The 19,610-nt window shown below is 69.0% G+C and carries 19 protein-coding genes; 10 read left to right on the top strand and 9 right to left on the bottom strand.

Annotation, left to right across the window (positions count from 1 at the left end; all coding sequences use genetic code 11):
• The first annotated feature begins 121 nt into the window (after positions 1-121).
• The 3 genes from ACZ6O0_RS29970 to ACZ6O0_RS29960 all read left to right on the top strand — a co-directional run bounded on the left by ACZ6O0_RS29970 (position 122) and on the right by ACZ6O0_RS29960 (position 1,895).
• Positions 122-655: a DinB family protein gene (locus tag ACZ6O0_RS29970; protein ID WP_465768355.1), complete on the top strand. Its 534-nt coding sequence runs from the start codon at positions 122-124 to the stop codon at positions 653-655.
• On the top strand, positions 652-1,164 hold the full coding sequence (locus ACZ6O0_RS29965; protein ID WP_465768354.1) for a DinB family protein: 513 nt from the start codon (positions 652-654) through the stop codon (positions 1,162-1,164). Before ACZ6O0_RS29970 ends, ACZ6O0_RS29965 begins: the two co-directional genes overlap by 4 nt.
• Positions 1,165-1,268: 104 nt before the next feature.
• Positions 1,269-1,895, top strand: coding sequence for a TetR/AcrR family transcriptional regulator (locus ACZ6O0_RS29960; RefSeq protein ID WP_465768353.1), 627 nt, complete (start codon positions 1,269-1,271; stop codon positions 1,893-1,895).
• Here ACZ6O0_RS29960 and ACZ6O0_RS29955 read toward each other — a convergent pair.
• On the bottom strand, positions 1,885-5,115 hold the full coding sequence (locus ACZ6O0_RS29955; protein WP_465768352.1) for an AfsR/SARP family transcriptional regulator: 3,231 nt from the start codon (positions 5,113-5,115) through the stop codon (positions 1,885-1,887). The two genes, ACZ6O0_RS29960 and ACZ6O0_RS29955, sit on opposite strands and share 11 nt — an antisense overlap.
• Positions 5,116-5,200: 85 nt before the next feature.
• Here ACZ6O0_RS29955 and ACZ6O0_RS29950 point away from each other — a divergent pair, with 85 nt between their 5' ends.
• Positions 5,201-6,547, top strand: coding sequence for a serine hydrolase domain-containing protein (locus ACZ6O0_RS29950; RefSeq protein ID WP_465768351.1), 1,347 nt, complete (start codon positions 5,201-5,203; stop codon positions 6,545-6,547).
• A 43-nt stretch (positions 6,548-6,590) separates the two neighbouring features.
• Here the strand turns inward: ACZ6O0_RS29950 and ACZ6O0_RS29945 are convergent, their stop codons facing one another.
• The 4 genes from ACZ6O0_RS29945 to ACZ6O0_RS29930 form a co-directional block, all read right to left on the bottom strand.
• Positions 6,591-7,406 carry an ABC transporter permease gene (locus ACZ6O0_RS29945; RefSeq protein WP_465768350.1) on the bottom strand — a complete coding sequence of 272 codons (816 nt, stop codon included), beginning with the start codon at positions 7,404-7,406 and terminating at the stop codon, positions 6,591-6,593.
• The gene (locus ACZ6O0_RS29940) at positions 7,403-8,392 is read right to left on the bottom strand and encodes an ATP-binding cassette domain-containing protein (protein ID WP_465768349.1); all 990 of its coding nucleotides are present in this window, start codon (positions 8,390-8,392) and stop codon (positions 7,403-7,405) included. The genes ACZ6O0_RS29945 and ACZ6O0_RS29940 overlap by 4 nt, the downstream gene beginning before the upstream one ends.
• Positions 8,393-8,502: 110 nt before the next feature.
• A complete protein-coding gene (locus ACZ6O0_RS29935) occupies positions 8,503-9,819 on the bottom strand; it encodes an MFS transporter (protein WP_465768348.1) in 1,317 nt (438 codons plus the stop codon).
• Entirely contained in the window at positions 9,816-10,553 is a 738-nt protein-coding gene (locus tag ACZ6O0_RS29930) for a GntR family transcriptional regulator (protein ID WP_465768347.1), read from the bottom strand. Before ACZ6O0_RS29930 ends, ACZ6O0_RS29935 begins: the two co-directional genes overlap by 4 nt.
• A gap of 277 nt (positions 10,554-10,830) precedes the next feature.
• Between ACZ6O0_RS29930 and ACZ6O0_RS29925 the strand changes: the two genes are divergently transcribed.
• On the top strand, positions 10,831-12,264 hold the full coding sequence (locus ACZ6O0_RS29925; protein ID WP_465768346.1) for a S8 family peptidase: 1,434 nt from the start codon (positions 10,831-10,833) through the stop codon (positions 12,262-12,264).
• A 196-nt stretch (positions 12,265-12,460) separates the two neighbouring features.
• Here ACZ6O0_RS29925 and ACZ6O0_RS29920 read toward each other — a convergent pair whose 3' ends face one another.
• Entirely contained in the window at positions 12,461-12,961 is a 501-nt protein-coding gene (locus ACZ6O0_RS29920) for a hypothetical protein (protein WP_465768345.1), read from the bottom strand.
• Between the two features lie 402 nt (positions 12,962-13,363).
• Between ACZ6O0_RS29920 and ACZ6O0_RS29915 the strand changes: the two genes are divergently transcribed.
• From ACZ6O0_RS29915 to ACZ6O0_RS29905, 3 genes are read left to right on the top strand one after another with little or no spacing between them, the layout of a single operon-like run.
• Positions 13,364-13,615 carry a DUF4331 family protein gene (locus ACZ6O0_RS29915; protein ID WP_465768344.1) on the top strand — a complete coding sequence of 84 codons (252 nt, stop codon included), beginning with the start codon at positions 13,364-13,366 and terminating at the stop codon, positions 13,613-13,615.
• 23 nt (positions 13,616-13,638) lie between these two features.
• Entirely contained in the window at positions 13,639-14,694 is a 1,056-nt protein-coding gene (locus ACZ6O0_RS29910; protein ID WP_465768343.1) for a molybdopterin-dependent oxidoreductase, read from the top strand.
• A 30-nt stretch (positions 14,695-14,724) separates the two neighbouring features.
• The gene (locus ACZ6O0_RS29905; RefSeq protein WP_465768342.1) at positions 14,725-15,858 is read left to right on the top strand and encodes an FAD-dependent oxidoreductase; all 1,134 of its coding nucleotides are present in this window, start codon (positions 14,725-14,727) and stop codon (positions 15,856-15,858) included.
• On the opposite strand, the gene ACZ6O0_RS29900 is transcribed toward ACZ6O0_RS29905, so the two are convergent.
• Both ACZ6O0_RS29900 and ACZ6O0_RS29895 read right to left on the bottom strand, forming a co-directional pair.
• Positions 15,855-16,298 (bottom strand): hypothetical protein, encoded by a 444-nt coding sequence (locus tag ACZ6O0_RS29900; protein WP_465768341.1) that lies wholly within the window; start codon positions 16,296-16,298, stop codon positions 15,855-15,857. The genes ACZ6O0_RS29905 and ACZ6O0_RS29900 overlap by 4 nt on opposite strands.
• Positions 16,299-16,400: 102 nt before the next feature.
• Positions 16,401-16,949 (bottom strand): hypothetical protein, encoded by a 549-nt coding sequence (locus tag ACZ6O0_RS29895; protein ID WP_465768340.1) that lies wholly within the window; start codon positions 16,947-16,949, stop codon positions 16,401-16,403.
• A gap of 63 nt (positions 16,950-17,012) precedes the next feature.
• On the opposite strand from ACZ6O0_RS29895, the gene ACZ6O0_RS29890 reads away from it, so the two are divergent.
• Positions 17,013-17,603 carry a DinB family protein gene (locus ACZ6O0_RS29890; RefSeq protein ID WP_465768339.1) on the top strand — a complete coding sequence of 197 codons (591 nt, stop codon included), beginning with the start codon at positions 17,013-17,015 and terminating at the stop codon, positions 17,601-17,603.
• A gap of 39 nt (positions 17,604-17,642) precedes the next feature.
• On the opposite strand, the gene ACZ6O0_RS29885 is transcribed toward ACZ6O0_RS29890, so the two are convergent.
• Complete coding sequence (locus tag ACZ6O0_RS29885; protein WP_465768338.1) at positions 17,643-18,476, bottom strand: EamA family transporter; 834 nt, start codon at positions 18,474-18,476, stop codon at positions 17,643-17,645.
• Between the two features lie 126 nt (positions 18,477-18,602).
• Here ACZ6O0_RS29885 and ACZ6O0_RS29880 point away from each other — a divergent pair, with 126 nt between their 5' ends.
• The gene (locus tag ACZ6O0_RS29880; RefSeq protein WP_465768337.1) at positions 18,603-19,562 is read left to right on the top strand and encodes a phosphotransferase enzyme family protein; all 960 of its coding nucleotides are present in this window, start codon (positions 18,603-18,605) and stop codon (positions 19,560-19,562) included.
• Positions 19,563-19,610: the final 48 nt, after the last annotated feature.

The following is a 19,610-nucleotide window of genomic DNA, read 5'->3' as shown; positions in this document are numbered from 1 at the left end:
GATCGACACCGCCGGCGGCGGAGAGGAGGTGAGCGCGATGTCGAGTCAGACAGTCGTGCTGCCCGTCCGCCGTACTCGCGGCTGAGGCCGGGTGGCTCCTCATCACCACAGGAGCTTTCGAATGACCGAAGTACAACGTCCGCCGCTGACCGCCGACGAGCGCGCCCAGCTGATCGGATGGCTCGACCTGCAGCGTTCCTTCGTCCGGATGAAGTGCGAAGGACTCAGCGAAGAAGATGCCCACCGCAAGGTTCTCGAGACGTCACCCTTGATGACGATGGCGGGACTCGCGGCCCACCTGCGCTGGAACGAGTGGGCCTGGTTCCAGCTCAACCTGATGGGTGTGCCGGACACCGGCCAGTCGCCGTGGACCGAGGGTGGTCACCCGGACGCGGAGATGTTCGTGGACGACGTACCGCTCGCCCAACTGCTCGACGAGTACGACGCCGAATGCGCGCGATCCAACGAGACTACCGCCGCCTTGTCCCTGGATACGGTCGAACAAGGCCCGTACGCCGCCAAGGGTGAGGCCGCCTCACTCCGCTACATTCTCTGCCACATGATCGAGGAGACCGCACGCCACGTGGGACACATGGACATCATCCGAGAGCTCGTCGACGGCAAGACCGGCTACACGAAGATGAGCGACGCATGAGGCCGCCGCTGACCGCCGACGAGCGGACCCAGTTGACCGGCTGGCTCGACCACCTCCGGTCACTCGTCCGGACCAAGTGCGAAGGCCTGAGCGAGGCCGACGCGCACCGGAAGGTGCTCTCGACCTCGCCACTGATGACGGTGGCGGGACTCGTGGCCCACCTGCGCTGGGTCGAGTACTCCTGGTTCAACCTGAACCTCCTGGGTACGCCGGACACCGGCCAGACCCCGTGGACCGACGAAGGCCACCCGGACGCGGAGATGTTCGTCGACGACGTACCGCTCGCCCAACTGCTCGACGAGTACGACGCCGAATGCGCGCGATCCAACGAGATCGTGGCCGGCTTCGACCTGGGCGACGTGGAACGCGCCGAGGTCCGCGACTCCGGCCAGGCGTCGGTCCGGTACATCCTCTGCCACATGATCGAGGAGACCGCCCGGCACCTCGGTCACCTCGACATCATCCGGGAACTCCTGGACGGCGCGACCGGGTACGAGCAAATGAACTGACACCCTCGCCGGGTCGGTCTCCGCGGAGACCGACCCGGTTCCACCCGCACCGCAGGGTGGATAGGATGTCCGGCATCTGGCACGGGGTAGCGACAAGAGGTGTGATGAGGGAACCCTCCGTACGCCGTTATTCCGGGCGGTCCGTCGAGGAGTGGAAGGCTGCGCGCCGGGAGCGATTGCTGGCCGCGGCACTGGAGTTGTTCGGGACCGAGGGCTACCCGGCGACCTCCGTGGAACGCCTGTGCACACAGGCGAAAGTGTCCACCCGGCACTTCTACCACGAGTTCCAGAACAAAGAGGCCGTGCTGCTCGCGGTGCACGCGCAGGTGATCGAGCTGGCCGTCCGGAGCACCGGCGACGCGCTGCGCAAGACCGCCGACCGGCCCGTCCGGGAGCGGATCACGGCCGCCGTCGACGGGTATCTCCGGACGATCATGACGGACCTGCGCCGGGCCCGGATCTCGTTCGTCGAGGTGGTCGGGACGAGCCCCGCGGTCGAGGAGCAGCGGATCGCGTTCCGGGAGCTGCTGATCGGCAACGTGCGCGAGCTCGGCGACACCGCGGTCGAGCGCGGCGAGATCAAGCGCAAGGACTTCCGCTTCCTCGGGCTGGCGTTCTTCGGTGCGGTCAACACCGTGGTCTACGACTGGATGCTGACCGATCCGCGGCCGCCGGAGCAGCTGGTGCAGAATTCGCTGCGGGAGCTGGCGGTGCAGCTGATCACGAGCTGAGGCGCTTGCGGAACTCGGCGACCGCGTCGTCGCGGGTCGACGCCGCGCCGTCCTCGTACGCGGCGTCGAAGGCTTCGTTGCCCAAGGCATCATGCAGCCGGTCGAAGGTCCTGCGTACGTCGGCGTCCGCGAGCGTGCGCATACCCCGCAGGGCCGCCGCCAGCCCGAGCGTGCGGGCGGCCTGTGTGGTCTCGCCGGCCAGCAGCTCGACGTCGGCCGTGGACTCGACGACCATCGCGGTCAGCGGCATGTCCTCGGTGCTGAGCGCGAGCTCCACCGCCCGCCGGTTGTGCCGCCGGGCCTCGTCGAGCTCGCCCCTGGCGACGTGCACCCGGCTCAGCTGGGCCAGGCTCACCGCGTGGCCGTGCGGCGCGATCCGCTCCGGGTTGTTGTCGAGGAACTCTCGTCCGCGCTCGGCGAGGTCCAGGGCCTCGTCCAGCCGGCCGGACCGGTAGGCGATCCGCGACATCCCCATGTAGGCCATGCCCTGGCCGTCGCGCGACCCCGTCTCCTCCGACAGGCGCAGCGCGTGTTCCAGGTCGGCCTGGGCATCGGCGATGTCGCCCAGCTCGATCCGGCTGACCGCGACACTCCCGAGCAGCTGCGGAAGGCCCTCGCTCGTGCCCAGTTCCTCGAGCAGCCGGAGCGCCTCACCGAACGAGGCCAGCGCATCCTCGTGATCGCCTTTGTTGGCCTGGTAGCTGCCGAGTCCGCGCAGGGCCATCGACGTACCCCACCGTTCGCCCAGCGCGCGGAAACCGTCGATCGCGACGGCCAGGTCGGCCGCCATCTGATCGACCTCGCCCTCGTTCTCGCGGAACATCGCCGTCATCGTCATGGCCATGCAACGGGTCCACGGATCGTGACTCTCGCGGGCGGCCTCGAGGGCGTTGAAACAGCCGGCCTTGTCCCGCCGGATCGCCGACCAGATCGCGTTGGTGAAGAAGCCGACGAACGACTCGGCCACCTCCTGCTGCCGCCGCGACATCCAGCGGACCTGCGCCAGGCCGCGGATCGCCCGGGGCATGGTCTGCTCGGGGTCCTCGCCGCTGGCGATGGTGCCCAGCGCGTGCAGCATCACCACGGACGCGCGGTCGATCGGTGCGCTCGGGCCCGGTACGGCGAGGGCCGCCCGCATCCAGTTGACCGCCTCGGCCGGCCGGCCGCTCATGTTCCAGACCTCACCGAGGACAGCGACCATCTCGACCGCGACCCACGACGAGCCGGTGTCGATCGCGGTCCGCAGCGCGTCGAGCAGATTCTCGTTGTCGGCGGTCAGTCGGGCGATCCACGGGATCTGTTCGCGCGTGCGCAGCTTCGGTCGCGCCTGTTGCAGCAGCCGGTTGAAGTACACCGTGTGCGCGTCGCGGAATCGCTCGTACTCACCTGAGGCCTTCAGCTGCTCGGCGCCGTACGCGCGCACTGTCTCGAGCATCCGGTAGCGTACCGAGCGGTCGTCGGCCGCGGCCTCGACGAGCGATTTGTCGACAAGGGATGCGAGGACACCGAGCACGGACTCGGCCGGGAGCTCGTCGTCGCTGCAGACCTGCTCGGCGGCGTCCAGCGTGGCGCCGCCGGAGAACAGTGACAGCCGCCGCGCGACCGCCTGCTCGTCCGGATCGAGCAGGTCCCAGCTCCACTCGACCACGGCGCGCAGGGTCTGATGCCTGGGGAGCGCGGTCCGTGAGCCACTCGTCAGCAACCGGAACCGGTCGGCCAGCCGGTCGACGATCTGCGGCGGGTTGAGCGCCCGCAACCGCGCCGCCGCCAGCTCGATCGCCAGCGGCATCCCGTCCAGCCGCCGGCAGATCTCGGCGACGGCCTCGCGGTTGCCGTCGTACAGCGCGAAGTCAGGCCGTACGGCGCGGGCGCGGTCGACGAACAGCTGCATCGCCGGATACTCGCCGTCGGCACTGTTCTCCGGCGGCATGTCCAGCGGGCCGACCGGATGGAGATGCTCACCGGGAATGCTCAGCGGCTCCCGGCTGGTCGTCAGGACGCGCAGCCGCGGGCAGGCCGCGAGCAGCGAGTCGACCAGGTCGGCGACCTCCTGGACCAGATGCTCGCAGTTGTCGAGGACGAGCAGGACGCGGCGATCGCCGATCACCTCGACCAGTCGCTGGGTCGCCGCCCGGCTGGTCGGGAACGGCTGGGTGAACTTCGTCTGCGGCAGATCGACGTACTCACTCGCGCCCAGGGTGGACAGCACCGCCGGCGCCACATCGGCGGCGTCACCGAGCGGAGCGAGCTCGACGAACCAGATGCCTTCGCCACTGTCGTCCACGAGCGTGCGACCGGTCTCCGTCGCCAGTCTGGTCTTCCCGGAACCGCCTGGGCCGACCATGGTGACCAGTCGGGTCCCGTTGCTCAGCAGCCGGGTCAGCTCGGCCACGTCGTCGCGCCGCCCGACGAAGCTGGTCATCGGCGCTCTGAGGTTGCTGCGCGGCGCTGCGGGCGGTGCGACGGGTACGGCGGTCGCCTTCGCGGCCGGGTCGACCGAGTCCCCGCGCAGTACGGAGACATGCAGGTCACGGAGCCGCGTGCCCGGGTCGGCGCCGAGCTCGTCGGCCAGGGTGGTCCGGACACGTTCGTACGCCGCGAGTGCCTCCGCTTGGCGGCCATCGGCGTACAGGGCTCTGATCAGGAGCTCGTGGAGACGCTCGCGGAGCGGGTGGGCGGCGGCCAGGCGTTCGAGCTCGGCGATCAGGTCGCGGGCGTGGCCGCAGGTGACGGCGGCCTCGGCCAGATCCTCGGTGGCGGCGAGCCTGAGCTCGGCCAGGCGGTCCGCCTCGACCGCGGCGAACGGCAGGTCACGCAGGTCGGTGAGGGCCTCACCGCGCCAGAGCTTGTCGGCCTGGGTGAGCAGCTTGTGCGCCTGCTCCGGGTCGGACGCGAGCAGGCCGCGGCCACGGCGTACCAGGTCTTCGAACTGGAGGGCGTCGACGCAGTCCGGGCCGATGGTCAGCGTGTAGCCGGCCGGGCCGGACTGGACCGAGATGCTCGACTCGGTCGCGGGGAGGCCCGAGCGTAGCCGGGACACCAGTGACTGCAGAGCGTTCGCACTGGGGGCCTCGCTGCCCCACAGGCCGTCCACCAGCGTCTCGACACTCACCGGCCGGCCGGCGCTCAGCGCGAGGCGTGCGAGCAGGCCGCGCAGCCGGACTCCGCGGACGTCCAGCGGAGTCCCGTCAGCCGCCCACATCGCGAGAGGCCCAAGCACCGCTATGCGCACCCCTCCAGCCTCGCACATCCCCCCGACCAAAACCCCTGCCTTTTGTCATTTGCTTCCCTTAAGGTCGGAGTCCGTGACAGATATCGCCGCGCAGACGCAGACCGCTCTCACTCGCATCGTTGCCGGACGGCAGGCCAAGGGCCGGATCCCCGGAGTCGTGGGCGCCGTCGCCCGGGCCGGGTCGCTGGCCTGGTCGGCCGGGGCCGGATCGGCCGATCTGGACAGTCCCGGCGTACCGCCGACGGCGGACTCGCAGTTCCTGATCGCGTCCCAGAGCAAGACGCTGACCGCGGTCGCCATCATGGCGCTGCGCGACGAGGGCAAGCTCAGCCTGGACGACACCGTCGACCAGCTGATCCCGGAGAGCAAGCACGAGGGCATCACCGTGCGGCAGATGCTCAGCCACGCCAGCGGCATGCAGCGCGAGCCGGTCGGCGACGTGTGGGACCTGATGAAGTTCCCGGACCGCGTCGAGCTGGTGTCGGGCTGGAACGAGGCCGAGCGGATCGGGAAGCCGCACCACCGCTTCCACTACTCGAACCTGGTCTTCTCGCTGCTCGGCGAGATCGTCGCCCGGCTGGACGGGCGGAGCTGGTACGACGCGATCAAGGCGCGGATCCTGGACCCGCTGGAGATGCGCCGGACCACGGTCGGGATGGACGGCGGACCGGCCGCCACCGGGTACTACGTGCCGCCGTTCTCCGACGTACCGGTGCGGGAGCCGCTGCTCGACCTCGGCGCGATGGACGCCTGCGGCGGGCTCGCGTCGACGGCCGAGGACCTGGCGAAGTGGGGCATGTTCGTCGCGAACCCGGTCGACGAGGTGCTGTCGAAGGACACCCTCGAGGAGATGTGCCAGGTGCAGATCATGGCCGACGTGGACCGCTGGCAGCTCGCCTTCGGCCTCGGCTTCATGCTGCTGCGCCGCGGCGACCGCGTCTTCGTCGGGCACGACGGCGGGATGCCGGGTCACATCACGTCGACGTTCGTCCACCGCGAGTCCGGCACGGCGGGGATCGCACTGTTCACCGCGTCGTCACTGGCACCGAGCGCGCTGGCGACCGACCTGATCATCAAGGTGCTCGAGGACGACCCGCTGCCCACCGAGCCGTGGGTTCCCGGCTCAGCGGTCCCCGCGGAGCTGGCCGGCGTCCTCGGCACCTGGTTCACCGAGGGCAGCCCGTTCGTGTTCTCGGTGCGGAACGGCGTCCTCGAGGCCAAGTCCCCCGCGGCCGCCGAGCACCAGTCCCCCGCCGTCTTCACCCGCATCTCCGAAGACCTCTACCGCACCACCTCCGGCCGCGAGACCGGCGAGCTCCTCCGCATCACCCGCACCCCCGACGGCACCCCCGAAAAGTTGCACTGGGCAACCTACCTCTGCACCCGGGACCCCCTGGCCTTCGCCGAACTCCAGAACTGAGAAGAAGGGGGCCGGTTTCCCGGCCCCCTTCTTTCGTCGCGGTTCAGGTGCGGCGGCGGTAGGCGCGGATGGCCAGCGGCGCGAAGACGGCGATCAGGCCGACCATCCAGGCCAGGGTGATCAGGAGGGGCTTCTGGACCGGGCCCCCGAGCATCAGGCCGCGCATCGTGTCGACCAGATACTTGACCGGGTTCACCTTGACGAAGGCCTGCAGGAAGCCGGGCAGGGTGTCGGTCTGGACGAAGACGTTGCTGCCGAAGGTGAGCGGGAACATGACCAGGAAGGCGACGCCCTGGACTCCCTGGGCGGTCTTCAGGGACAGGCCGAGCCAGACCCAGATCCAGCACATCGACAGCGCGAACAGCAGCACGATCACCAGCGCCAGCAGGCCGTTGCCGACCCCGTTGCCGAACCGGAACCCGAGCGCGAACCCGGTTCCCATCAGGATCACGATCGACAGCATGTACCGCACAGCGTCCCCGAGCACGGCACCGATCAGTGGTGCCACTCTGGCGATCGGCAGCGCCCGGAACCGGTCGAACACGCCCTTGGCGAAGTCGTCGTTCAGTGCCACCCCGGTGCCCATCGTGGAGAACACCACGGTCTGCACCAGCAGGCCGGGCAGCAGGTACGGCAGGTAGTCGTGCCAGTTCCCGCCCTGGGCGATCGCGCCGCCGAAGACGAACAGGAACAGCACCAGGAAGATGATCGGCTGGAACGTCACGTCCGCCAGGGCTTCCGGGTTCTGCCGGATCCGGACGATGTTCCGCCAGGCCAGCGTCAGACTCTGCTGCACCCACGCGAACGGACGGGTACGACGACCCGCGTGGGCCGGGGTCTCGAGTGTTGCAGCGGTCATCGGCCCGCTCCTTCCAGGACGGCGTCCTGCGGACGCTCTTCGGCGGTGTGACCGGTCAGCGCGAGGAAGACCTCGTCCAGGCTGGGCAGCCGCAGGGACAGTTCGGTGACGGCGATACCTTCCTCGTCCAGGCGCCGTACGACGACCGGCATCGAGCTGCCGTCCGGGACCGGCACGCTGACCAGGGTGTTCACCACGTCGACGTTCGGCCGTGCACCGACCGACTCGGCGACGATCGCGGCGACGCGTTCGATGTGCGCGGGCTCGGCCGGACGGACGTCCAGCGACTGCTTGCCCGCCTGCGCCTTGAGCGCGGCCGGCCGCCCGGACGCGACCACTGTGCCCTTGTCGAACACCACGATCGAGTCGGCCAGTGCGTCGGCCTCCTCCAGGTACTGCGTGGTGAGCAGCACCGTGGTCCCGTCGAGCACCAGGTTGCGGATCGTCTCCCAGACGCCGTTGCGGGCGTGCGGGTCGAGACCGGTGGTGGGCTCGTCCAGGTACAGGATGCTCGGGTGGCCGACCAGGCTGGCGGCCAGGTCGAGACGCCGGCGCATGCCGCCGGAGTACGTCTTGGCGATCCGGTCACCGGCGTCGGTCAGCTCGAACCGCTCCAGCAGTTCGTCGGCCCGGGCCCGGGACTGCTCCCGCGAGACCCCGAGCAGCCGGCCGATCATGATCAGGTTCCGGCGGCCGGACATGTCCTCGTCGACCGAGGCATACTGCCCGGTCAGCCCGATGATCTCGCGGACCTTGCCGGCCTCCCGGACGACGTCGTACCCGCCGACCGTGGCGTGGCCGCCGTCGGGACGCAGCAGGGTGCCGAGGATGCGGACCGCCGTGGTCTTGCCGGCGCCGTTCGGGCCGAGGACCCCGAGGACCGTGCCGGTCGGCACACTCAGGTCGACGCCGGCCAGGGCGGTGGTGTTGCCATATTTCTTGACCAAGCCGGTTGCCTCGATGGCGACCTGGTTCGTTGTGGTCATCGGTTCCTCCCAGTGGACTCACTTCGCTGGGAATACCGTGCTGCACCACCCTGGCACCGGCCTGGCACTCGACTGACAGCCCGTGCCAGCCCGCTGGCATCGGACACGACCTAACCTTTCACTGGCACGATCTGGTTGGCGATGAGGGCTTGGTAGGCCTCGGGGTTGTAGCGGGCCAGGTGGCCGCGGGCCTTGCGGCGGTACTTGAGGATCTGGCGGGTGCCGATGGCCCACAGCACGTACTGGAACGCCAGCGCCCACTTGAAGTCGGTGATGGTCTGCGGCGCTCCACCCGACGAGGCGTCGAGCAGGATGCCGACCATGCCGATGCAGATCAGCGTCGCGATGAACCCACCGGTGTTGACCATCCCGTTGGCCGCACCGAACCGGGTCGACGGGTTGAAGGTCCGCGCGTAGTCCAGCCCGAGCATCGACCCCGGCCCACCGGCGGCCTGTACGACGATCAGCAGCAAGAGCACCGGCATCGGGGCCTGCCCCGGCCAGAGCAGTACGACGGTCCACATCAGCACCGAGCCCGAGATCACGGCCAGCACGATCCAGGACCGGTAGAACGGGAAACGAGCGGCGTACCGCCCGACCAGCGGGCCATAACAGAGCCCGGCGAGCACCGGGAGGATCAGCATCGCCGCGGCGGTCGTCGGAGCGACGCCCTGACCCTGGACGAGGAACGGGAAGCCCCAGAGCAGACCGAACGTACTGCCGGAGAAGCTCGTGGTGAAGTGTGTCCACAGCCCCAGCCGGGTCCCCGGCTCCTTCCACGCCCTGCGCAGGTTGCCCCGCACCTCACTCATCGGCTGCTTGGGTCGTCGCAGCGGCTCGTCGTACGGACTGTCCTTGATCAGGAACAGCACGGCCACACCGGTCAGCAGGCTCAGCACACTCGCGGTGGCAAAGGTCGTGGTCCAGCCGAAGGCGTGGAAGGCCGCGGCCATCGGCACGGTCGACATGATCGCCCCGAGACCACCGAGCATTCCGGTCGCCTGCGACATCACCGGCTGTCGCAGCGCCGGGAACCACGACATGACGACGCGCAGCACGCTGATGAAGACCAGTGCGTCGCCGACACCCAGTACGGCGCGTGCCGCGAGCGCAGCGGGGTACGAGTCGACCAGGCTGAACGCGGACTGCGCCACGAAGAGCAGTCCGGACGCAGCGATGAGCAGCCGTTTGGAGCCGTACCGATCGAGTAGTACGCCGACCGGCACCTGCATGGCGGCGTACACGGTCAGCTGGACCACAGTGAAGCTGGCCAGCGCGGACGCGGAGATGTGGAAGCGCTCCGCAGCCTGCAGACCGGCCACGCTCATGGAACCGCGGTGCAGCACGGTCACCAGGTAGGTGAAGACAGCAGTGGCCCACACCGCCCAGGCTCGCCGTCCGCCCAGGGGGAAGAGGAGTTCGGTCACCGAGTGCCCCGCAGGTCCGCCGCGGCGGTGTCGATGTGGGAGACGACGAGCTCGCGGAACCGCTTGACGCTGTTGCCACCGAGGGCGTCGATCATCTCCTGGTGCGCGGTGATCGACTTGTCCATCCGGGCCGGCTGCATCTCGATGCCGGGCACGCCCATCCGGACCTGGCGGTCGCGCAGGCTGTTGTAGAGCTTGGCCAGGATTTCGTTGCCGGCGGCACCGACGATCGCCTCGTGGAAGGCGCGGTCGGCCTCGAGGAAGCTCTTCGCGTCACCGGTCCTGCGGTGCGCGCGCATCTCGTCGACGCGCTGGGTCAGGGTCTCGATCAGCTGCTTGCGCCGCGGCCACACCTTGGCGGCGGCGTGCGTCTCGATCAGCTCACGGGCCTCGAGGACGTCGTCGATCTCCTGCGGCACGACCGGCCGGACCAGGGCGCCCTTCTTCGGGTACAGCTTCACCAGGCCGGATTCCTCGAGCCGGAGCAGCGCCTCGCGCACCGGCGTACGCGACACTCCGACCGCGGTGGCCAGCTCGCCCTCGGTCAGCAACTCGCCGCCCGGGTACGTCCGGTCCAGGATCGCTGCCTTGACGTAGGCGTAGACGCGCTCCGCCGCGGGGATCTTCTCCACCCCCGGCGCCGCTTCGACCACCACCCGCGCGATCTCCGCGGTCTCGTCACCCAGTTCCATCGCCACACTCGCCGGCTCGTGCTCCGGAACCCCGCTGGTCACAGATCTCCCATACGACTCGTATCTCTGTTGTATCTATCTTACCCACACAGTTAATCCACTGGCGCGTCCAGGTATTCCCCAGCTTGTCCACGAGTTATCCACAGGCCGATCCACAGCATGTGGGCAACTGAGCGTGAACGGATGGACTCTCGGTAGTGACAAGTGCAGGGTTTCCCCTGCGTTGTGGATGAAGAACTCCGCCGGTCCGGAATCGGCTCTAAAGTCCGGGGTACCGAGCCCGGGCCCGTCCGCCCGGGCCCCGCCCTGAGGAGGCAGCGTGTCCCGAACTTCCCGTCCCCGACGGCTCACAGCCGGCCTGGCCGCGGCAGCGTTGGCGCTCACCACACTCGGTGCCGCGACGGCTCACGCCGTACCGCAGTCCGACGCCGCCACGCCTGGGCCGCTGATGAACTACGTGGTCAACACCAAAGCCTCGCCCGGGCACGTCCGCAAGGCCGAGCAGGCGGTGAAGGCGGCCGGCGGCACCGTCGTCATCTCGTACCAGCAGCTTGGCGTGGTGATCGCGCAGTCGACCAACCCAGACTTCCGCACCGACGTTCGCGCGGGCCACAACGGACGTGAGGTGCAGTCCGTCGGCGCCACCCGGACGGCCGCCGTCAAGGAGGGCCCGGCCGGCTCGGCGTCCGCCGGTGGACTGAACGCGGTCGACGATTCGGAAGCGACCCCGGTGCTGGACCCGCGTGAGGGCGAGCAGTGGGACATGGTCCAGATCAAGGCGGACCAGGCCCACGCGGTGACCGACGGCTCCCGCCAGGTGCTGGTCGGCATCAACGACAGCGGTGTCGACGACACCCACCCGGACCTCGCGCCGAACTTCGACGCGGAGGACTCGGTCAACTGTGTGAACAACGGCGTACCCAACACGACGCCCGGCGCGTGGCGGCCGACGACCAGCTCGCACGGTACGCACGTCGCCGGCACGGTCGCCGCGGCCCGCAACGGCATCGGCATCGTCGGCGTCGCCCCGGGGGTCCGGATCGCGTCGGTGAAGGTCGTCAACGACGACGGCTTCATCTACCCGGAGTACTCGATCTGCGGCATCGTCTGGGCCGCCGAGCACCACATGGACATCACCAACCACAGCTACTTCATCGACCCGTGGGAATTCTGGTGCAAGGACAACGGTGACCAGGGCGCGGTGCAGGAAGCCGTCCGGCGCGCGTACGCCTACGCGACCGGTCACGGCGTACTCTCGGTCGCGGCCGCGGGCAACTCGAACTACGACCTCGCCAACAAGACCACCGACAACGGCAGCCCGAACGACACCACCCCGGCCCCCCGGACGATCAACAACAACTGTCTGGACATGCCGACCGAGCTGCCCGGCGTCATCACCGTCGCCAGCACCACCCAGGCCCGGGTCCGCAGCGGCTTCTCCAACTTCGGCCTGGACAAGATCGACGTCGCCGCCCCCGGCAGCTCGATCCTGTCCACCCTCCCCGGCGGCCGCTACGGCCTGATGAGCGGTACGTCGATGGCGTCGCCGCACGTCACCGGCATCGCGGCCCTGATGAAGTCGACCCACCCGTGGTGGACCCCCCGCGACCTGGAGTCCGCCCTCCGCAAGCAGGCCGACGACACCGCCTGCCCCGCCACCCCCGACCCCCGCTGCACCGGCACGACCGCCAACAACGCCTTCTACGGCGAAGGCATCGCCGACGCCCTCGACGCCGTCACCCGCGGCCACTAGAAGCTGAGTGGGGGTCCCCGCCCGGGACCCCCACTCCTCAAAACTCTGTTTCGCCCCTCGTGGTGCCGCCGGGCCGTGCTGCGTGGGCGTCCCCACCGACCGGTGGCCTGACCGTGGAGCTGGAGCCGGCCCCCTGAGCTGGATGGTTGGACCGGGTTGGGGGCCTAGCGTCGGCGACTGCGGCATGCCTCGGAGGTTAGGCGGTGTGTCGAGTCCACGGTCCGCCTGGGTACCGGCGGGAGGCATCCTCGCCAGGGCGCAGGTCGAGAACATCCAGCAGGGTTGGATCCTCGTCGATCGCGTGGCTCAGGTGTCCGATCTTGCCGTCGCTGGCCGCGTCCGTGGTGCCTATGAGTTGCCAGAGTCCGTCATCGGCGTCGTGGGCGACCAGCAGAACGGGCTCACGCAGTTCGAAGACCTGCACGGTCTGGATACACCGGCTACGCAACAGCCAGTGCAGCACCCACCAGGCGCGACGATCCTGGGCGAACACGTGATCGGCCACCCACCACACGAAGGGGAGGTCCGCGTGGGCGCGTGCTTGCTGGGCCGTGAGGTCCGGCCCTCCCTGAGGTCCTTGCTCGAACGGATCGTCGGTGAGGCTGAACGCGTACTCGTCGCCGTTGTCGAACACCACCGCGTGAAAGGTCGCACCGCCCGGGTTGCCTGCGCCGATGCCGATCGAGAGCCGGCCCACATGATGATCGTGTCCGGTGGCCCAACCCAGCGCGTAGGAAGCGAGTTCGCCTCGCGGTCCGACGAACTCTCCGAACGCCCGGCGATCCATCCCGCTCGCATCCGATGTGGGGACTTCTACGAGACGGCCTTCCGTGATCTGAACATGCACCTGCGCAAACTAACTCATCATCGTCAGAGGGTGGCTGCTCGGCTGTAGGTGTACCAGACGGAGGTCGTCGACGGCACGTAGACGCGGTAGCCGCGTGTGCGGTTGGTGGTGAGAGTGGTCGTGGTGCTTCGGCGTATGCCGGACAGCTGGGCGATCTGGTTGCGGGTTGGCTCCGAATTGCTGCGCGACGGGGGCCTGGCCTTTCGCGATGGGCGGTCATGTGGGCGATCGGATCTCACTCAGGAGGACGCCATGCTCAGGAAGTACGCAGCATTGGGGGCGGCGGTTGTCGCGCTCGCCGCCACGACGTCGGCTGTGACCGGCGTCGTCACCTTGGCTGACCGGGAAGCGCCACGGATCATGCTCGACCCCTCCGCGGACAACACCGACGTCTACGCATTCTCGACGCAAGACGCGCCCGGCAAACTGACCGCGGCGGCCGGCTGGATCTGGCTCGAGAGTCCCGCCGGCGGCCCGTACTTCGGCAGCCTCGAGCTGGTCTGAACGGCCCGGTGCACACTTGACGTATGGGCGGGGAAGGCCGGGTCCGCCGACGTGCCGGGCGCCGTACCAACGTCGCCCTCCTGGTTCTGCTCGTACTCGCGTTCGCCACCGGCTGGGCCGCGTTCGGGACGGGTACTACGACGCCCGCGCGGATCGTCACTGTGCTACACGGGATGTCGGGTCTGGCGCTGCTGCTGCTCATCCCGTGGAAGTCGCTGATCGTGAAGCGGAGCAGGGCATTCCGGTCGCGTTCCTGGCGTGCGGTTGCCGGCCTCGTCCTCGGAGTTCTCGTCACCATGTCGCTGCTCGCGGGCGTCGTGCACATCCTCGGCGGCTTCCGGACCTACGGAGGTTTCACCGCGATGCAGGTACACGTGGGTGCCGCGCTAGTTGCGGTGCCGTTCGTCGTCCTGCACGTACTCCGGCACCCGCAGCGGCCGCGGCGTACTGACCTCTCCCGGCGGACCCTGCTCCGCGCCCTCGGGCTCGGCGGGGGTGCGGCTGCGGCGTACCTCGCGGTGGAAGGTGTCGCCCGTGCGCTCTCGTTACCGGGGCAGGACCGCCGGGCGACCGGATCGTTCGAGGTCGGCTCGGATCGTCCGGAGGCGATGCCGGTCACGCAGTGGGCACTCGATGCGGTGCCGAGGGTCGATGTGGCCACCTGGCGCCTGCGTGTCGAGGTTGCGGGTCAGCAGGTGACCGGATTCGACCGCGATGCGTTGCTGGCCATGGCCACCGACGAAATGGAGGCGGTGCTCGACTGCACCGGCGGCTGGTACGCCGTTCAGCGCTGGCGCGGGGTACGGCTCGACCGCCTGCTGCCGGCGTTGCTCCCGCCGGACGCGCGCAGCGTCGTCGCGGTCTCCAGCACCGGGTACGCGCGGCGGCTGCCGTTGCGGGACCTGCCGTCCCTGCTCATCGCAACGCATGTCGCCGACCGGCCGCTGTCGATCGGGCATGGTGCGCCGACACGCCTCGTCGCGCCGGGTCGACGGGGCTTCTGGTGGGTCAAATGGCTGGACCGCGTGGTCGTCGATACGCAGCCGTGGTGGTGGCAGCCGCCGTTCCCGTTGCCATGAGTCGGCCGATTGACGCACCATCAGGAGACGATGACGGACCGAACGGATCTGCTGGTCGTCGGGGCGGGGCCTTATGCCTACGCCGCGGCCGCCTTTGCCCGCGACAACGGCATCGAGACCCGGATCGCCGGCCACCCGATGGACTTCTGGCGCAAGCACATGCCGGCCGACATGTTCCTGCGTTCAGGCCCCGACTGGCATCTCGACGGAAGCGGCGAGTTCACGTTCGAGGCATTCTTCGAGGATCGCGGACTGCGGCCCGAGGAGTACGACCCGATCCCGATCTCGGTCTTCCTCGACTACACGGAGTGGTTCCGCGAGTGCAAGCAGCTCGACCTCGACGAGCGCCTCGTGACCAGCCTGACCACGCCGAACGCGGGCTTCGTGGCAACGATGGACGACGGCGCGACGATCACCGCGGACAAGGTACTCGCCGCACCCGGGATCCGTTACTTCCTCAACCTGCCGCAGTGGTACGCCGATATTCCGCCGGCTCGCCGCTCGCACACCTGTGAACTCGTCTCCTTCGATGCGCTCGCCGGTGCCCGGGTCGTGATCATCGGCGGGCGGCAAAGCGCCTACGAATGGGCGGCTCTGCTGTGCGACCACGACGCCGAGCACGTCGACGTGGTGCACCGCCACAGCACGCCGAAGTTCGCCAAGGTGAGCTGGGGTTTCGTCGACCAGTACGTGGACCTGACGCTGGCACACAGGGGATGGTGGCGAGGACTCTCCGACGAGCGGCAGCGAGCAATCGCTGCCGAGTTCTGGCAGGTCGGCCGTCTCACCCTCGAACCCTGGCTCGTGCCGCGGATCCCTGACGCCCTCGTGACCAGCCATCCGGGGTGCACGGTGGTCGACACGGCAGTCAGCGAACACGACGTGACGCTGACTCTCTCCGATGGCGAGGCGCTGACAGCCGATCATGTGGTCTTCGCCTCCGGCTACCGGGCCGACCTTGCTCACGTGCCTTACCTGGACGACGTGGTGGATCGGGTCTCGATCACCGAGGGGTTCCCCGCCCTGACCGAGGGCCTCGAGACGTCCCTGCCCGGGCTCTACGTCACCGGGTTCGCGGCAACCCGCGACTTCGGCCCCTTCTACGGCTTCACCAAGGGCTGCCCGTCGGCCGCACGCATCGCCATCACCGACATGCTGCGCTAACCGGCGGCGCGGAACTGCTCGAGACGACGCCGGAGCCGACGAGGTGCGATCACGGACAGATAGAACGACATCGCGGCGTTGGCGGCGAACAGCAACACTGCCCACCATTCCCCGGAGAGTGCGGCGAGGACGGCGACGATCACCCACACGCAGACGAAGGCGGCCCTGTGTCTGCGCCGGCGTGTGGTCTCGGCGAGGTCCCACGAGGCGACTGTGATCGCTGCGGACCGAAGCTCTGCGTCGTCCGGTAAATCACCGCGCGAGAGTGCGCGCCGTGCCGCACGCACCAGCTCAGCCGGTACGTCGGCCAGCCCGGCCTCCTGCTCCCGACGCCAGTTGGCGCCCGCCCACACCATGCCCAGCCCGAACGGGATGCCGCTCGTCGCCATGAATCCAGCGCCGAGCCAACCATCGCCGTCGAACTTTGCCGACAGTCCCATGAACACACCGAACGGGACACCCATCGCGAGGAACACCAGCCACCGGGGCGGATCTTGCGGGGAGAGACGCACGCCTTCTCTATCCGGCCACGGTCGCGCTCGTTACGCCAGTCGTACTTTCTCCACCGCGACCCAGGTCGGACTAGCCGCATCCGGGACTCGGTAATAGGGCGACGGGGTGCCCGCAACGGAGAGCGGAACGGGATTCACCGGGTCCGGCAGGACGAAGGTGAGACCGTTGCCGCGGGCTTCGAGTTCGGCGGCGTACGTCGGATCGACGCGGTCGAGCGTGATCATGATGAGCCCGGACACCGGGTGCGGTCCCGTCGAGGTGACCCTGGTCGGCAGGCGGAGCTCCTCCTGCCGCCGCATGAGGCCGAGCACCCATTGCAGGGTCCACTCGGTCTCCTGCTCGGCCGGCTTCCAGCGTCTGAACCGCAACAACTCGGGGAACCGCCCGAGCGCGGGGATCTCGGCCCGCGCCCGGAGCATGTCCTCATGAACCGGGACGCTGATGACCAGCACCACCCGATCACCGCCGTGCTCGACGGTCTCCGTGAGCCTGGCGTGCGCGTCCGGATTGCGCTCGACCCACTGTCGTACGACTGGCAGATCGGGTGACGCCGTCGCCGGCTCATCCTCGTAAGGCATACATCCAGGGAAGCACGCTGGGCAGCAGCAGGCACAGGGCCGGTTCGTGGCAGGCTGCACCGTGTGATCGACGACTTTGCCAAGCAGTACCTGCAGGACGATCTGCACTGGATCCGCGGCGCGATGCTCTCGAAGCTCGACGGGTTGTCGGAGTACGACGTACGCCGGCCGCTCACGACGACCGGGACCAACCTCCTCGGCCTGATCAAGCACCTGTCCGTGACGGAGGCGCGCTACTTCAGCGAGGTCTTCGATCGTCCCTCACCCTGGCCGCTCCCCCGCTGGGACGGCGACGACGCCTGGAGCGGCGACGACATGTGGGCCGCCGAGCACGAGACCCGCGCGGAGATCGTCGACCGCTACAACCTCGCGGGGGACTTCACCGACGCGACGATCGACGCGCTTCCGATCGACGCGCCGGGCCACGTGCCGTGGTGGCCGCGCCCCGACGTGAAGCTCTTCAACGTCATGGTCCACGTCCTCGCCGAAACCAGCCGGCACGCCGGCCACGCCGACATCCTCCGCGAACACCTCGACGGCCAGGTAGGCACCGGCCCGGACAGCAAGCTCCTCCACGGCCATGACGCCACACACTGGGCCGACCGCCGCGCCGACATCGAGCAAGCCGCCGTGGCTGCATCCAAGTCCCACTGAGCAGAACGAGCCAGGCGGCGGCGAGCGCCAGCCCGTCGGCTAGGCGGTGCTGATCAGGACGATGCCGGCGACGACGACTGCAGCGGCGATGGCTCGGCGGGGGCCGAAGCGTTCGCCGAAGAACAGGGCGCCGATGATGGCACCGAAGATGATGCTGGTTTCGCGGAGGGCCGCGATCGCGGCGAGCGTGCCTCGGGTCTGGGCCCAGAGAACCAGGCCGTACGCGACCATCGAGACGATTCCGCCTCCGAGGCCGGTCAGCACCGCGGACCGGGGCTGACGGAAGACGGCCGGGCCGCGCCAGCACAACGCGACCACCGGCACGATGAAGCCCTGGATCATGAAGACCCAGCCCATGTACGTCGCCACCGGCATCTTGTGGACCGCGAGGCCGTCGACGACCGTGTACGCGGCGATCGCCAGGCCCGTCCCGGCTGCTGCGAGTAGGGCGGCGGTCTGCGCCCGTCCGGCCGACCGCCCGATGAACACCAACCCGATCAGCCCGGCCGAGATGAGCAGTACGCCGGCGAGCTCGACGGGCGCCAGCATCTGATGCAGTACGACGATCGACACCACGGCGACGACCCACGGCGACGTACCGCGGGCCAGCGGATACATCTGACTGAACTGCCCCAGCTGGTACGACGCCAGCAGACCGCCGTAATACACGCAGTGCAGCACGATCGACGCCACGATGTACGGCCAAGTGCCGGCCGGCGGCGGGCCGGTGAACAGGACCGCGATCAGCCCCGCGGTGCCCGACGCGACCCCCAGCAGCGCGAATCCGGCCAGCCGATCCGGCACACCGTGCGCCATCGCGTTCCACGTGGCGTGCAGCACCGCCGCCCCGAGCACCACCACCAGTACGAGCACGTCCCCCACCTTCTCACCCAGGGCTGCAGCGGTTCAGTCCAATTTCACGCGCAGGCAACCTTGCGCGGCGGTGCGGCGGCGAAAACACGATGCGGGTCACCAGCCCGCTCGTGCAGGGTGGCACTGATGATGACGCTCGGAGAGATCAGCGGGTTGGAGCGGACCGTCGACGCGGCAGGTCACTCCGCCGTGGCGGATGCGGTCGCTGCCCGCTGGGGACAGTCGGCGGGCATTGCTCGTTGGTGGCGCTCGAGTGCCAGTCATGTCTTCGTTCTGCCCGGGGACTCGCGGGCGTTTCTCCGGTTCGTGCCCGCGACGTGGCGCTCACACGACGAGGTGGTCGTTGTGGCCGAGCTGATGCAGAGCCTTGCCGATGGCGGGGTCGCGGTCGTCAGGCCGCGACCATCGGTCGGCGGCACGCTGGTGGAGACCGTTGACACGGGCCTCGGCCCGATGCACGCAATGTGCGTTGCCACCGCCCCGGGCCGGCAGTTGGAAGTCGACGTACTCACGCTGCCGCAGGCGCGGGCGTGGGGGGCAGAGCTTGCTCGGCTGCACGAGACTGCTGCCGAGTTCGGCGATGGCTTGCCGGTGGCGTTCGCGGAGCTGGAAGACGCCGCCGAGCTGTTCGCGGACGACCCGCCGCTGGTCGCTGCGATTCAACGCATCATCGATCGATTGAACGGGCTGCCCCGTGCTCCGTCGCGCTACGGAGTGATTCACGGGGACTTCGAGCTGGACAACTTAGCGTGGGTCGACGACGCGCCTACGTCGTTCGACTTCGACGACGCCGCCCAGTCATGGTTCGTCGCAGACATCGCCCTAGCCGTCCGAGACCTGACAGCCGCGGGCATACCCACGCCGACCTACCAGGCACACTTCGACGCATTCCTGGCCGGCTACCGAGACCGCCGACCGCTCCCAGAACAAGACTTGGCGGACCTCCCGTTGTTCGCATCCGCAGCGACCGCGGCACGGCTCATCAACCTGCAGCCAGTACTGCACTCCACCGGAGGACCAGACACCCTACGGACCAAGCTCACCAACATCGCCGCGGACGCCCGCCACGTCGTACTGAAGTCCTGACAGCACGAAGGCCCAGGTGGTGTTCACCTGGGCCTTCGTGACGTGCGT

The sequence above is a fragment of the Kribbella sp. NPDC048837 genome (assembly GCF_055586945.1).
The sequence above is the reverse complement of the archived record's forward strand: the minus strand, read 5'-3'. Positions and strand labels throughout refer to the sequence as shown.

Excerpts from the sequence above, each read along its gene's own strand:
- ACZ6O0_RS29880 (WP_465768337.1), top strand. The coding sequence starts at position 18,603 with ATGATGACGCTCGGAGAGATCAGCGGGTTGGAGCGGACCGTCGACGCG.
- ACZ6O0_RS29960 (WP_465768353.1), top strand. The coding sequence starts at position 1,269 with ATGAGGGAACCCTCCGTACGCCGTTATTCCGGGCGGTCCGTCGAGGAG.
- ACZ6O0_RS29965 (WP_465768354.1), top strand. The coding sequence starts at position 652 with ATGAGGCCGCCGCTGACCGCCGACGAGCGGACCCAGTTGACCGGCTGG.
- ACZ6O0_RS29900 (WP_465768341.1), bottom strand. The coding sequence starts at position 16,298 with ATGGGACTGTCGGCAAAGTTCGACGGCGATGGTTGGCTCGGCGCTGGA.
- ACZ6O0_RS29915 (WP_465768344.1), top strand. The coding sequence starts at position 13,364 with ATGCTCAGGAAGTACGCAGCATTGGGGGCGGCGGTTGTCGCGCTCGCC.
- ACZ6O0_RS29895 (WP_465768340.1), bottom strand. The coding sequence starts at position 16,949 with ATGCCTTACGAGGATGAGCCGGCGACGGCGTCACCCGATCTGCCAGTC.
- ACZ6O0_RS29945 (WP_465768350.1), bottom strand. The coding sequence starts at position 7,406 with ATGACCGCTGCAACACTCGAGACCCCGGCCCACGCGGGTCGTCGTACC.
- ACZ6O0_RS29940 (WP_465768349.1), bottom strand. The coding sequence starts at position 8,392 with ATGACCACAACGAACCAGGTCGCCATCGAGGCAACCGGCTTGGTCAAG.
- ACZ6O0_RS29910 (WP_465768343.1), top strand. The coding sequence starts at position 13,639 with ATGGGCGGGGAAGGCCGGGTCCGCCGACGTGCCGGGCGCCGTACCAAC.
- ACZ6O0_RS29905 (WP_465768342.1), top strand. The coding sequence starts at position 14,725 with ATGACGGACCGAACGGATCTGCTGGTCGTCGGGGCGGGGCCTTATGCC.
- ACZ6O0_RS29970 (WP_465768355.1), top strand. The coding sequence starts at position 122 with ATGACCGAAGTACAACGTCCGCCGCTGACCGCCGACGAGCGCGCCCAG.